We start from the raw sequence: 14,480 nt of genomic DNA on the forward strand, positions 1-14,480 counted from the left end.
GACTTAAATAAACAGTAAGATTATTATGTTGATGTGATTTTTTATCACTCACTGATTAATCTTTGTTTTGTGTTTGTTTATCTCCTGCTGGTATAGTCATCCGCTTGTCAATATTTAGTGTATGATTATATCTGTTCAGATAATACATGTCATAAGAAACATATATTTGTTGAATATTTAAAAGGTAATTTTTATGTCTTTATTTAAAAGAAAGTTAATTATTTCATCCTTACTTTTATTTTCCTTTAATGCATTCTCTGCGGATGGTGATGTTAATGAAATCGCTCCGGAAGTCGACGTCGATCCCAAAGAAATAACAGGGAATATCAGATTTACAGGGAAAATCACTGACTCAAGCTGTGATATTACACTAAAAGATAAAGATGTTTATCTGGGCGAGCATTCAGTCGCTAAACTGAAGAAAAATGATGACAGAACGGAAGAAAAAGCCTTTGATATTTCTCTGATTAACTGTTCATTAGCAATGACATCGCTGAAAATCAAAATGGAGGGCACGGCACATGCAGACAATGCAACGCTGTATGCATTGGATGCCAATGAAAAAAGTGCCGGAAAAGTAGGGATCAGCATTGCGACTGCTGAAGGGCAGCAGGTAACGCCGGCAGGTGGCTATCGTGATATTCTGCTAAAGGCCGATTCCCGTGATTATACTCTGAATTATACCGCAGCGTATCAGGCTACCGGCCTGGCAACACCGGGTGAAGGTAATGCAACGGTGAATTACACTGTTTCTTATGAGTAACATTTAATACCGGCGGCAACAGGTGTTGCCGCCCCGGATAAACAGCATCATGAAAATCGGTTTTACTTTTCTTATTATTACTTTTCTGACAATGAGTCAGGCGATTGCTGCCGTGGTTGTCGGCGGCACCCGGTTTATTTATCCGCAGGATAAAAAAATGATCACAATTCCTGTTGATAATACGGATAAAAAATCAGCCTATTTAATTCAGAGCTGGGTTGAAAAAGAAGATGGCATGACGAAAAGTAAGGACTTTATTCTCACGCCGGTTATTTTTCAGCTGGATGCAGGAAAAAAAGGAATTTTGCGTGTCATGCGGAAAAAAACAGAATTTCCGGATGACAGAGAGTCATTACTCTGGCTGAATATAAAAGGCATTCCGGAAACAGATGAAAACAGAGAAAATAAACTTCAGATTGTTATTAATTCAAAGTTTAAATTATTCTATCGCCCTGCAGGATTAACTGAGCCTGATTATAATAAACTGAGGTATGAACGAAAAGGAAACAGAATAAAAATCATTAATGACTCACCTTTTCATATCACCGTCAGAAATATTTTGGTTAATAATAAGGAATATACTGTTTCGGAGATGATAGTTCCCTTCGAATCATTAACTGTACCGGTAACAACTATTCATAGTAATGACGAAATAACCATAAGCTACATCTCCGATTTTGGCGGGATTATTTCTAAACCTGTTGTTTTTGATAAATAATATTATTATGCAATTGAAAACACCTTATTTTTTTCTTCTGGCAGTGGTGATCGTTTTTCCTCCGGTAACCGTTTTTGCTGCACCTTATTTTAATCCGGCGGCGCTTGGTCTGGACGGAGATGATTCGGTGATGGATCCTGCACAGTTTCAGTATTTGCGGGAACGGCAATTTCAGGAAGAAGGCCGTTACTTCGTGGCTGTAACTGTCAATCAGCAGGCAGTCAGTGGTCAGTGGCTGGAGTTTCGTTATCATCCGCAGCAAAAAAGATTGCTGCCATGGGTGAACCGCAGGCAATGGCTGATATGGGGATTACGGCCGGATGCATCGCCGGCATTTGCAGAAACAGAAAATACAGCGCCGGTTGCGGATATTACTGCGCTGGTCAGCGGGGTCTCGCTGAGTTTTGACTCCGCGCGGCAGTCGCTGGATATTACTATCCCGCAACGTTTTTTTCTGACAGAAGCACAGCGGGCCGCAGATGCTTCGTTATGGGAACCGGGTATTACTGCATTTATGCTCAATTATGATTATCGCTTTTCGCGGGACAGTAACAGCTTCAGTCAGCGTACCGGACATACTCTTTTGCTGCAAAGTGGTGTTAATGCGGGGGACTGGCGGTTGCGGCATCACAGCAGGGCGGAACACCGTGAGGGTAAACTGACATGGCAGTCAGAGCGGTTGTGGATGTACCGTGCCATTGCTTCCCGGCGCAGCGAGTTACAGCTGGGGGAATTGTTCAGCGGGGATGTGCTGTTTGACAGCCGTGCGTTCAGAGGGATCCGGCTGGCTTCACAAAGTGATATGTATCCGCTGAATCAGCAGGGTTATGCACCGGTTATCCGCGGAATAACCGGTCAGAGTGCAGAACTGACTATCAGGCAGCAGGGAATGACTATCCGCCGTGAAACATTACCTGCCGGTGAATTTGTTATTGATGATCTGAATACGTCTTTTCAGGGAACTGAACTGGATGTCACCATTGAGGAGGCGGACGGCACTGTACAGCGTTTTACACAGCACGGAACCTCAGTTCCGGTTATGCAGCGGGAGGGCCGGCTCAGCTACACGCTGGATACAGGAAAATACAGAGGAAACAGAAATAATAACAAAGACCTGTTTGTGAAAAGTACGGCAGCATACGGCATTAATTCAGTCCTGACACTGTACGGTGGTAGTTATGCGGCACAGCATGCCCTGAGCAGCGGTGTGGGGGCCGGTGTCAATATGGGCGCGGCAGGCGGGGTGTCTGCTGATATTCTGATGCGGCATACAACAGCAACGCAGCATCCGCGTTACCGGCTGAATTATCAGAAATTTTTTCCGCTGGCCGGAACATTGGTGAATACAGGGGCTGCACATGAGCAACAATCTAGGCAATGGCAGGTCAGGTTGCTGCAACCGCTGCCGGGGGATAACGGTACGCTGTCGGCAGGCTATCACTATAACCGCACAGGCCATGACGGGCGCGGATACCGGGCGATGATTAACAGGGATGCCGGCTATTCCGGTCACATCGGCCGGGTACATTACGGAGTGAATGCACAATACCGTACAGGCGGGCATTTTCGGAAGGCAGATAAACGGGTGTCTGTTGCGTTGTCGGTGCCGCTGGATTTTGCCGGACAACAAGCCCGCAGTCATTTTCATTACCACCAGCGGGCAGGAAAGGCTTCTCTGCAAACATCCGTGAATGGTTTGCTCGGAGATGAACAACGTCTCGGGTATTCAGTTACACACAGTTATCAGCAGCAGGGGGCTGCACATTACCGCGGGGCGGAGCTGCGCTGGCGTCACGACCTGGCCGATATCCGGGGACGTATTAATCACAGTCAGGGACACAATACCCTGAACGGGGATATACAGGGCGGGCTGATTATTCACGGTGACGGTATCACATTGTCACGTCCGCTGGGTGAAACCAACGGGCTGGCAGATACCGGCGGTACCGGGGGGATCCGTGTGGCCTCAAGGGCAGCGGCGCAGACTGACAGTGCGGGGTTCAGTGTTATTCCGCAACTGAGTCATTATCATCAGAATGTTATCCGTATCGACCCCGAAACCCTGCCGGATAATGCGGATGCGGATGATCCGGTCGTACAGGTGATCCCGTCAAAAGGAGCGCTGGTGCCGGTTCGTTTTGCAGTGAATACCGGTTATCGCGTGATTTATGCACTGCGGACTGCACAAGGCCCGGTACCGTTCGCCGCACGGGTGAAGGTGAAAAAAGCAGATGACAGCAGCGTCAGCGGTATTACCGGTGAGGACGGGGAAGTGTATCTCAGCGGGTTACCGGCTCAGGGGCATTTACAGGCTGTCTGGGGGAAAGGAATGCATGAGCAGTGCGGGGCGGATTTTACTGTCCCGGAAGATCAGCAGGGACTGATAACTCTCCCTCTGATATGCCGGTAAAGGAGAAGCAATGTTTACTCAGATCAGAGCACTATGCCGGGCAGTTTTTTTCCTGTGGCTGACAGCCGGATATATTCCGGCCGCTCCAGCCGGGGAAACCTGTGCACTTATCACACCGGAAACGACTCTCCGCATACCAGCCGGCTATATCATGGCTGCGTATAATGTACCGGTTGGCGGTATTATCGGGGAGACAATATTTTCGGATAGTATTGATGTCTCTCAGTGCCGGATCGACAGCGGCAGAGAGATTGAATTTGTGCTGGTTGGCGGAATGCCGGGTAACAGAACACAAAATGCGTCGGGACACACTATCTATGAACTCTCCGGTGGTATCGGCTACAGCCTGGGGGCGGTGGCGGAGCATCCGGAATGCATGAAATCGTCGCGCTATGTGGACGGTCGTGATTCACCGGACAACAACACGGCCAATAAACGACTGTGTACGATCAGCAGCGGCATGGATCCGTCTCAGCCATATCGGGTACGGGCAGCGGTGACACTCTATAAACTGGAACCTGAAATAGCTGTTCACCATCCGGGAGGCTATCTGGGTGAAATCGCTATGCGTGTGGGCGGGTACTGGGCTGCAGGATTGTATAGTATGCCGGAAACCAAAATCTATCTGGACGGATTTACTGTCCGGCAACATTCCTGTGATCTTGATCCACAAACAGAAACAGATGTGGATTTAGGTGTCGTATCGCGGACTGATTTCAGCGGCAAAGGGTCTGTTGCCCCGGGAAGCATCCGTAACCTGACTATTGCACTGCAGTGCAGCCATGTGACAACGGCGGATATCCGGTTAACAGGCAATGTATTTACTGCCAGAAACAGTCCCGGAACACTGAAGTTACAGCGGAGAAACGGCAGTGCATCCGGTGTGGGAGTCCGGCTGACAAATAAGGGGCAGCCGGTCACTTTCGGAGAGCCACTTTTATTTGATGAAATCACCACTCAGCGGGCCGTATTGCGGTTACAGGCCGCCTTTATACAGACGAGGGATACTATTGAGCCGGGCACGGCGGAAACAATTCTGAATTACACCATTCGTTACCAGTAAAAAAACGCCGCATAATGGTGCGGCGCTTTTATCTGAACGATGAATACAATTTTATTGCGGATTAATCATCAAAATACCAGTAACCGTTATTAATCAGCACTGTCAGCAGGGTCACAAATTCCGGATCGCTGAAGGCAACTCCCAGCATTTCGGCAGTGACTTCATCATACTGGCAGAGCACATCCGCTGCTTCAATATGCGGGGTTTTCAGGGCTTCGCCGTTAACGAAACAGGTATCACCGACACGCAGTACCCGCAGTCCATTGAGGCGGAACAGAGATTCCCCCTGTGACAGCAGTTCCTGAATTTCATCCGGGCTGTATGCCGGCTCCGGCGGTGCCAGATCCAGCTCATGGCGGGACTGGGAAATAAATTCACCGAACCACTTGCGGAACACATCCGGCTGGTCGAGCAGATCCTGCATCATACCATGCAGCTTGGTCAGTTCGCCCTGCTGAATCAGCGCCGGATTATCACGGAACGCCAGATCCGGGTCGCTGTAGCGGTAACTGCCGAGCTCATTGGCAATCACATAGTCGGCAAAGCCGCTGAACAGTTCGCGGGCATTCGGAGCGCGGAAACCGACAGAATAGTTCAGTGATTCCTCAATGGCATAGCCTTCGTGCGGGAATCCCGGCGGAATATAGAGGATATCGCCCGGCACCATTTCATCATCAATAATGGCATCAAACGGATCCACCTGTAACAGATCCGGATGCGGCGCGTGCTGTTTCATCGGGATTTTTTCCCCGACACGCCAGCGGCGGCGTCCCTGGCCCTGAATAATAAACACATCATACTGATCCAGATGCGGACCCACACCGCCACCCGGAACAGAATAGGAAATCATCAGGTCATCCATCCGCCAGTCAGACAGGCAGCGGAACGGCTTCATCAGTGCGGCAGACGGAAAATGCCAGTGATCAACGGCCTGAACCAGGATAGACCAGTCTTTCTCGCCCAGCCCGTCAAACTCCTGAAACGGCCCGTGGCGCACATCCCATTTTCCGCTGAAACGGGTGACGATACGGCTGTCGATTTCATCTTCCATTGCCAGCCCCGCCAGTTCATCCGGGGAAATGGTGTCGCGGAAATTGCGGAAACCGCCTTTGATCAGTAACGGACGTTTTTGCCAGTGGCTTTCCATAAAGGTCTGCCAGTCTATATTCAGTTCATAATCCATGTGTTCGTCCTCAATAAACGCCGTGATCAGGCAGATGAAGGGAGTATAACGGAAAAAGACATATTATATTCATGCATATATTTATAACTTGCCGGCAACAACAGACTGACTCTCAGTCTGTGTCTTCGTCGTGAACAGTTTGACGCCGGAATGTCACAGTAATACGGGCACCGCCCAGCGGGCTTTCAGTGACAACTGCGCCGCCGTCATACTGCTCCAGAATATCGGTGACAATTGCCAGCCCCAGTCCCTGACCCGGCCGCAGGGTATCAACCCGCTGACCGCGGCTGAAAATCAGTTCCCGTTTCTCCTCCGGCACACCCGGACCATCATCATCGACAATCAGAATAACCGCATCATGCTGCCACTGCGCCGTCACCTCGACAAACTCCAGACAGTATTTGCAGGCATTTTCCATAATGTTGCCCATGACTTCCATAAAGTCATTCTGCTGTCCCAGCCAGGTGATATCCGGCGGAATATCGACGGTAATATCCACGCCCTTGCGCTGATACACTTTTGACAGCGCACTGGCGAGACTGTCAATCAGCGCCGGAACGGAGGAAATGTCCCGCATCAGCACGGTATTGTCACCGCCGATACTGGCGCGGTGCAGATAATAGCCGACCTGCTGGGAAATCCGTCCGATCTGTTCAAGCATGACCGGCTCGGCGGTTTCAATAGTCATATCTTTACCACCGCGCAGTGAGCGCAGGGTACTCTGCAGCACCGCCAGCGGGGTTTTCAGGCTGTGGGTCAGATCAGAAAGCGTGCGCTGATAGCGGGTATAGCGCTCCCGCTCACTGTGCAGCAGCAGGTTCAGGTTACGCACCAAACCGCGCAGTTCGCTGGGCGGCGTTTCATCCAGATCTTCCCGCTCGCCTTTTTCAAGGGCGCTGATCTGCCCGCTGAGAGCATTAATCGGCCGCAGGCTCCAGTGTGCCGCCAGCCAGATCAGCGGTGTGAGCAGAAACAGGTTAGCGAGCACCACGTAACCGAACCATTCCCAGACACGGAAGGTCTTCTGCAGATTTTGCGGGATGGTATCCACCACCACAATCGTCAGCGGCGGCAGGGTATCGGTTTTGCCGTAACGGCTGACAGACACGGAGTGGATCATCCGTCCGTCGTGATCATCATCGAGGTCATTAATCCGGATATCTTCCGTGGCAAAGAGCGGAGTATTGACCAGCAGGGATTTGGTGGCTTCCAGCGAGGTATTCAGATCATACAACCCCTCTTTGGTCAGCCATTTGGCCGGAATGGCTCTCTCCAGCGCGTCAATATGATACTGCCGCCAGAGCAGATTCTGATTGTCATCATAAATCAGCACCACAGACGGGGCATTCAGGGAGAAATTCGGCGGAAAACGGATATTGAGTTTTCCGTCATCCCACTGCGACAGGCTGTAAAACAGATTGCTCTGGCTGCGCAGCATGGTGTAGGTGGTTTTATCAAAGCTGACCAGGTAACCGACCAGCGCCACGGCGCCGTAAGAGAGCGTCATGGCGAGGATCACGGCAAACGTTGCCAGTAAAAACCGGGTCCGCAGAGAGAAAGGGCGCGTTGTCCGCCTGGTCATGCGCAATACCTCAGTGGCTTAAGTGGCGTCTGTTACTTCCCTGCGTCGAAGCGGTAGCCCTGTCCGCGGACAGTGACGATGGCATCAATATCGGTAAATGTCTGGATTTTCTTGCGCAGACGGCCCATCAGCACATCAATGGTGTGGCTTTCACGCAGTTCGGCATCCGGATAGAGCTGGCGCATCAGGGAATCTTTACTGACGACTTTACCATTATTCCGCATCAGGGTTTCAATAATGGTGTATTCAAATGCGGTTAGTTTGACGGCGTTACCGTCAACGAGGAATTCTTTGCGGGAAAGATCGATAACAAAAATGCCCAGTTCCAGTGTCTGGGAGGCGAGGCCGCTGTTACGGCGCATCAGTGCCTGCATACGGGCAACAATCTCTTCCAGCTGGAAAGGTTTGGTAACATAATCATCCGCCCCGGCATTCAGCGCGGCGACTTTTTCCTGCCAGCTTTCACGGGCGGTCAGTACCATAATCGGGATTTTGACCTGCTGCTGACGCCAGCGGGCAATCATCACCATACCGTCCTCGCCGGGCAGACCGAGGTCAACCACCGCGATATCCGGCTGACTTTCCTGAAGAAAATAATCTGCTTCTTTTGAATCTTCCGCCGCATCAACCTGATGGCCGAGCTCGCGGATCTGAACCGTCAGATGATGGCGGAGTAAATTGTTATCTTCCACGATGAGCACGCGCATACATAATTCCTTACAAAGACAGACATCCCAACAGGAAACGATGTGAATTGTAACAGTTTATATGAAGGATAGGGAACTTGTACGCCAAATAATACGCGCGATATGCGTTTAATCATAAAAAAAGAGGCAGATATCCTCTGCCTCTGTGTGATTAATTATCAGTGAGTTAATAATTACAACTCATCTGCCAGACGGATAGCGTCCCCGAGATAGTTTTGCGGGGTCAGGGTTTTCAGCCGGGCTTTTTCTGCGTCAGGCAGCTCCAGTCCGTCGATAAAGACCTGCATCGCCTGAGCATCAACACGCTTGCCGCGGGTCAGCTCTTTGAGTTTTTCATACGGTTTTTCGATACCGTAGCGGCGCATCACGGTCTGAATCGGCTCTGCCAGTACTTCCCAGTTCTGATCCAGTTCATCACGCAGATGTTTTTCGTTCACTTCCAGCTTGTTCAGGCCTTTTTGCGTGGACTGATAAGCGATCAGCGAGTAACCGATCCCCACACCCAGGTTACGCAGCACAGTGGAGTCCGTCAGGTCGCGCTGCCAGCGGGACACCGGCAGTTTGGTTGCCAGATGGCCGAGTACCGCGTTAGCCAGACCCAGGTTACCTTCTGAGTTTTCAAAATCAATCGGGTTGACTTTGTGCGGCATGGTGGACGAACCGATTTCACCGGCGATCGTCTTCTGTTTAAAGTGATTGAGGGCAATGTAACCCCAGATATCACGGTCGAAATCGATCAGAATGGTGTTAAAACGCGCCACGCAGTCAAAAAACTCAGCGATATAATCGTGCGGCTCAATTTGTGTGGTGTACGGGTTCCACTGAATACCCAGCGAGGTCACAAAGTCACCGCTGAATTTATGCCAGTCAATATCCGGATAGGCAGATAAGTGTGCGTTATAGTTACCGACCGCACCGTTGATTTTGCCGAGGATTTCGGTCTGCTGTAACTGGCGGTACTGGCGCTCCATCCGGTAAGCGACGTTGGCAAACTCTTTACCGACGGTGCTCGGGGTTGCAGGCTGCCCGTGGGTACGGGAGAGCAGCGGCAGGTCGCGGTAATCCGCCGCCATGGCACGGACAGTATCGATCATCTGACGCCATGCCGGCAGCAGCACGGTTTCACGGGCGGTGCTGAGCATCAGGGCGTGAGAGAGGTTATTGATATCTTCGGATGTGCAGGCGAAATGGATAAATTCAGACACAGCGTGCAGGGCAGGCACGGCTTCGGCTTTTTCTTTGAGGAAATATTCCACCGCTTTTACATCGTGGTTAGTGGTGCGCTCAATCTCTTTGATCCGCATTGCGTCTTTTTCGCTGAAATTCGCGACAATTGCATCCAGGTAAGCGATTGCGTCATCATCAAAAGCCGGAACTTCGGGGATGTCTGCACACGCCGCCAGTTTTTGTAACCAACGCACTTCGACCTGTACACGGAATTTCAGTAAACCGTATTCACTGAAAATATCGCGCAGTGCGCGTGTTTTGTCACCATAACGGCCATCGACAGGGGAAACGGCGGTAAGTGAGGATAATTCCATTGGTTGCAACTCCCGGTAATTTTAGTGTTGAGCGAGAAGATATTTGGCAGTGTCCACCAGGCGTGAACGGGAAAACAGCAACTGTAAACGGTTGCCGCCGACCTGGCGCCAGAGCACGGCGCTGCGGATCCCGCTCAGTAACAGCGAGCGGACTTTAGCCTGAATCAGGGTGTTACGCAGGATCTCCGGCGAGCCGGTTACCTGGATGCGCGGGCCGAGGCTGCTGATGTTGTCCACATAGATACCAGCGATGGTATTAAGCATAGCTTCCTGTGACAGCCCAAAATGGTCGCGCTGGTGTTCAAGATTATCAATACGGCGGCCGAGTTCATCCATCGCGCCCGGCGCTTTGTTCAGGCGGCGCTCCAGCAGCATCACACCCAGCATATAGCGGGTCAGCTCGGCATTCAGCCCCTGAGAGCCGGTCATATTGAACATCCCGGCGAACGCGGACAGGCCGGTATGCAGGTTCTGCACATTGTCGCCGTAGACATTCAGGACAGAAGACGGATTATTATTGATGATGCTGTTGATCATCACATCAACCGCATCATTATCTGTCTGACCTTCATGCGCCAGTTGCTGCACCAGGCGCGCGGCCTGGCAGATCCCGGCCAGGGCGAGGGTTATGTCTTCGTAATTTTTAGCCATAATCACTCCGTAATACGCGCTTCAATGACTCCGCCGCCCAGGCAGACTTCATCCTGATAAAAGACAGCGGACTGACCCGGCGTGACCGCAGCAACCGGGTTATCAAACCGGACACTGATTTTGTCATCACCGAGCGGGGTGACAGTACAGGGAATATCTTCCTGACGGTAACGGGTTTTCACCACACAACGCATCGGCTGAGTCAGCGGCTCCCGCGATACCCAGTCCAGCTGCTGCGCGATAAGCCCTGCAGACATCAGACGCGGGTGTTCATGGCCCTGTGCGACAATCAGAATATTGTTTTCAACATCTTTATCGACAACATACCACGGCTCGTCGGAACCTTCACGGGTTCCGCCGATTTTCAGCCCTTTGCGCTGGCCGAGGGTATGGTACATCAGCCCGTCATGCTGACCGATTTCCTGACCATCAACCGTCATAATCGGACCCGGTTTGGCGGGCAGATAACGGGCGAGAAAATCACGGAATTTGCGCTCACCGATAAAGCAGATCCCGGTGGAATCTTTTTTCTTCGCGGTGATAAGCCCTAATTGCTCCGCAATCCGGCGGACTTCCGGTTTTTCCAGTTCCCCGACAGGGAACAGGCTTTGTGCCACCTGGTCGTGACTCAGTGTATACAGGAAATAGCTCTGATCTTTATTGCTGTCCAGGCCGCGCAGTAATTGCGTGGTACCGTTGATATCGCGGCGGCGCACATAATGTCCGGTGGCGATATAATCCGCCCCGAGATCTTCTGCGGCATATTCCAGGAACGCTTTGAATTTGATCTCTTTGTTGCACAGAATATCCGGGTTCGGCGTGCGTCCCGCTTTATATTCTTCCAGGAAATGCTCGAACACATTATCCCAGTATTCCGCCGCGAAGTTGATGGTCAGCAGTTCAATGCCGAGTTTATCGCAGACGGCCTGTGCATCCGCAAGATCTGCGGCGGCGGAGCAGTATTCGGTATCATCGTCCTCTTCCCAGTTCTTCATAAACAGCCCGGTCACCTGATAACCCTGCTGTTGCAGTAAATAGGCTGAGACGGAGGAATCCACACCGCCGGACATTCCGACGATGACTTTTTTCTGGCTGTTATCTGACATGGCTGATCTCGTGGCGATTCGGTCTGCTCCGCAAACAGTGACGCGAAGAAGAACCGGGGAAAAAAACAAGCGCCGTACTTTACCATGATACGCACAGCGGCGCATCATTCAGGTGCGGGATCGGCACTTTTTTCGCAAAGAATTTTCCGCAGTCTGTTCCCCGCAATGCATTACGGCGCGACCGGTTCCCCGAACGCATCCCCGAACGTTCCCAGCAGCGAGAGTGGCAGCGGTTCGGCGGCAAACCAGGCAAACATACTTTCTTTTACCAGCGGGGAGCGCAGGATCGGACTGTGAATAATCTCATCCGCACTGACCCAGTGGCAGCGGTCGATATCGTTGTCCTGCGGGTGCGTCTCACACTCACTGTCCAGCAGCACACGGAACAGAAAACGGATAAACGGTGTACCGTCCGGTGCAACCCACTGATGAATTTTCAGCAGGGCATCGGGAGCAGCACGGATCCCGGTTTCTTCATACAGCTCGCGCTCTGCGGCGGCAAGCAGGGTTTCCCCGGCTTCCAGATGCCCGGCGGGCTGATTCCAGGTGGCTTTGCCGTTAACGGTTTCTTCCACCACCAGAAATTTTTCACCGGCGCTGACCAGGCAGGCCACTGTCACATGAGGTCTGAATATCATTCACTTCTCTCCATTCGCCGGGGGCAAGGGTATCAAGGGCAAAATCACCAATCCGCACGCGGATCAGACGCAGGGTCGGGTGGCCGGTATGGGCGGTCATCCGGCGTACCTGGCGGTTACGGCCTTCCCGCAGTGTCAGTTTCAGCCAACTGACCGGTACCGATTTCCGCTCGCGGATAGGCGGATTACGCGGCCACAGCCACTCCGGCTCATCCACCAGCTCAGCACCGGCAGGGCGGGTCGGGCCATCATTCAGAATGATACCGTTACGTAACTGATTCAGCGCATCCTCGTCCGGTATCCCTTCCACCTGAGCGTAATACACTTTCTCTGCTTTATGATCAGGCTGTGTCAGCCGAGCCTGCAACACGCCGTCATTCGTCAGGATTAATAAACCTTCGCTGTCGCGATCCAGACGACCGGCGGCATAAATATCTTTGATCGGAATATAATCCTTCAGCGTATTCTGCCCGGGTTCACCGGTAAATTGCGGCAGTACATCAAACGGCTTGTTAAACAAAACCATTTTACGCGGACCGCGCTGACGGACAGGCTTATTCAGATGGCGCTGTGCCGCCGGGTGTGAATGTTTTTTTTCGGTCGTACGGATTCGGGGAGTTTTGACAGCCATGATATCTTTTTTATAAAAAATGAGACTTACATTATAGCTTAAAACAGTTAGGATTTGCGTGATGCAATTATTCAAGTAGTATTGACAGGGCCATTACAAAAAATTAACAAAGCATTGCGCTTACATAACATTAAGGAGAGGTTGATGGAAAGCAAAGTAGTTGTTCCGGCGAAAGGCGCTAAAATCACCATTGACGCACAAGGCAAATTAATCGTTCCGGACAATCCGGTTATCCCGTTTATTGAAGGGGACGGAATCGGGGCTGATGTAACGCCTGTAATGATTAAAGTTGTTGATGCCGCTGTAAAAAAAGCCTATGGCGGTAAGCGTGAAATCTCCTGGATGGAAATCTACACCGGTGAGAAATCCACAAAACTGTATGGCAGTGATGTCTGGCTGCCGGATGAAACCCTCGATTTTATCCGTGACTACCGCGTGGCTATCAAAGGCCCTCTGACCACCCCGGTCGGCGGCGGTATCCGCTCCCTGAACGTGGCACTGCGTCAGATTCTGGATCTGTATGTTTGTCTGCGCCCGGTGCGTTACTACGCCGGTACGCCAAGCCCGGTAAAACAGCCTGAACTTACTGATATGGTGATTTTCCGTGAAAACGCGGAAGACATCTACGCCGGTATTGAGTGGAAAGCCGGTTCTGCGGAAGCAGACAAAGTGATTAAGTTCCTGCAGGACGAAATGGGCGTAACCAAAATCCGCTTCCCGCAGGATTGCGGTATCGGTATCAAGCCGTGCTCTGAAGAAGGGACAAAACGTCTGGTCCGCGCAGCGATTAACTACGCCATTGATAACGACCGTGATTCCGTCACCCTGGTTCATAAAGGCAACATTATGAAGTTCACCGAAGGTGCCTTCAAAGACTGGGGATATGAACTGGCACGAGAAGAGTTCGGCGGCGAGTTACTGGACGGCGGCCCGTGGTTAAGCCTGAAAAACCCGAAAACCGGCAAACAGATCATTATCAAAGACGTGATCGCGGATGCGTTCCTGCAACAAATCCTGCTGCGTCCGGCAGAATATGACGTTATCGCCTGTATGAACCTCAACGGCGACTATATTTCTGACGCCCTCGCGGCACAGGTCGGCGGTATCGGTATCGCACCGGGCGCGAACATCGGTGATGAATGCGCACTGTTCGAAGCCACCCACGGCACCGCACCAAAATACGCAGGTCAGGACAAAGTCAACCCGGGCTCAGAAATCCTCTCAGCCGAGATGATGCTGCGCCACATGGGCTGGTTTGAGGCTGCTGACTTAATCGTTAAAGGAATGGAAGGGGCAATCGCTGCCAAGACCGTCACTTACGATTTCGAACGTCTGATGGAAGGTGCTAAGCTCCTGAAATGCTCAGAGTTTGGTGACGCAATCATCAAACACATGTAATTCAGTTTACAGTGAAATAGTTAACGGGAGCTTATCAGTTCCCGTTTTTTATTGTCGTATTGGGATGGTTATCAAAAAACTATCAAAAT

General features: G+C 51.4%; 13 protein-coding genes. 5 read left to right on the forward strand and 8 right to left on the reverse strand.

Annotated elements, in window-relative coordinates; genetic code table 11:
• Positions 1 to 193 precede the first annotated feature (193 nt).
• From GN208_RS16995 to GN208_RS17010, 4 genes are all read left to right on the forward strand, one after another.
• Positions 194 to 763, forward strand: a complete 570-nt coding sequence (locus GN208_RS16995) for a fimbrial protein (RefSeq protein WP_004238104.1) — start codon at positions 194 to 196, stop codon at positions 761 to 763.
• A gap of 49 nt (positions 764 to 812) precedes the next feature.
• Positions 813 to 1,481 carry a molecular chaperone gene (locus GN208_RS17000; protein WP_243828494.1) on the forward strand — a complete coding sequence of 223 codons (669 nt, stop codon included), beginning with the start codon at positions 813 to 815 and terminating at the stop codon, positions 1,479 to 1,481.
• Positions 1,482 to 1,488: 7 nt separating this feature from the next.
• Entirely contained in the window at positions 1,489 to 3,891 is a 2,403-nt protein-coding gene (locus GN208_RS17005; protein WP_004238106.1) for a fimbria/pilus outer membrane usher protein, read from the forward strand.
• 151 nt (positions 3,892 to 4,042) lie between these two features.
• Complete coding sequence (locus tag GN208_RS17010; protein ID WP_225806424.1) at positions 4,043 to 4,954, forward strand: fimbrial protein; 912 nt, start codon at positions 4,043 to 4,045, stop codon at positions 4,952 to 4,954.
• A 61-nt stretch (positions 4,955 to 5,015) separates the two neighbouring features.
• Here the strand turns inward: GN208_RS17010 and GN208_RS17015 are convergent, their stop codons facing one another.
• The 8 genes from GN208_RS17015 to rluE all read right to left on the reverse strand — a co-directional run bounded on the left by GN208_RS17015 (position 5,016) and on the right by rluE (position 12,993).
• Complete coding sequence (locus tag GN208_RS17015) at positions 5,016 to 6,137, reverse strand: cupin domain-containing protein (protein WP_004238108.1); 1,122 nt, start codon at positions 6,135 to 6,137, stop codon at positions 5,016 to 5,018.
• A 112-nt stretch (positions 6,138 to 6,249) separates the two neighbouring features.
• Entirely contained in the window at positions 6,250 to 7,719 is a 1,470-nt protein-coding gene (gene phoQ, locus GN208_RS17020; protein WP_004238109.1) for a two-component system sensor histidine kinase PhoQ, read from the reverse strand.
• A 32-nt stretch (positions 7,720 to 7,751) separates the two neighbouring features.
• Positions 7,752 to 8,426, reverse strand: coding sequence for a two-component system response regulator PhoP (phoP, locus tag GN208_RS17025; RefSeq protein WP_004238112.1), 675 nt, complete (start codon positions 8,424 to 8,426; stop codon positions 7,752 to 7,754).
• Between the two features lie 173 nt (positions 8,427 to 8,599).
• On the reverse strand, positions 8,600 to 9,967 hold the full coding sequence (purB, locus tag GN208_RS17030; protein ID WP_004238113.1) for an adenylosuccinate lyase: 1,368 nt from the start codon (positions 9,965 to 9,967) through the stop codon (positions 8,600 to 8,602).
• Positions 9,968 to 9,988: 21 nt separating this feature from the next.
• Positions 9,989 to 10,618 carry a high frequency lysogenization protein HflD gene (gene hflD, locus GN208_RS17035; protein ID WP_004238114.1) on the reverse strand — a complete coding sequence of 210 codons (630 nt, stop codon included), beginning with the start codon at positions 10,616 to 10,618 and terminating at the stop codon, positions 9,989 to 9,991.
• Between the two features lie 2 nt (positions 10,619 to 10,620).
• Complete coding sequence (gene mnmA, locus GN208_RS17040; RefSeq protein WP_004238115.1) at positions 10,621 to 11,724, reverse strand: tRNA 2-thiouridine(34) synthase MnmA; 1,104 nt, start codon at positions 11,722 to 11,724, stop codon at positions 10,621 to 10,623.
• A 170-nt stretch (positions 11,725 to 11,894) separates the two neighbouring features.
• Complete coding sequence (locus tag GN208_RS17045) at positions 11,895 to 12,359, reverse strand: NUDIX domain-containing protein (RefSeq protein ID WP_046025126.1); 465 nt, start codon at positions 12,357 to 12,359, stop codon at positions 11,895 to 11,897.
• A complete protein-coding gene (gene rluE / locus GN208_RS17050; protein WP_004238117.1) occupies positions 12,313 to 12,993 on the reverse strand; it encodes a 23S rRNA pseudouridine(2457) synthase RluE in 681 nt (226 codons plus the stop codon). The genes GN208_RS17045 and rluE overlap by 47 nt, the downstream gene beginning before the upstream one ends.
• A gap of 144 nt (positions 12,994 to 13,137) precedes the next feature.
• Here rluE and icd point away from each other — a divergent pair, with 144 nt between their 5' ends.
• Positions 13,138 to 14,391, forward strand: coding sequence for an NADP-dependent isocitrate dehydrogenase (gene icd / locus GN208_RS17055; protein WP_004238119.1), 1,254 nt, complete (start codon positions 13,138 to 13,140; stop codon positions 14,389 to 14,391).
• The last annotated feature ends 89 nt before the right edge of the window (positions 14,392 to 14,480 follow it).

This window comes from Morganella sp. HSTU-ASny43 (assembly GCF_022819185.1).
Lineage (GTDB): Bacteria > Pseudomonadota > Gammaproteobacteria > Enterobacterales > Enterobacteriaceae > Morganella > Morganella morganii.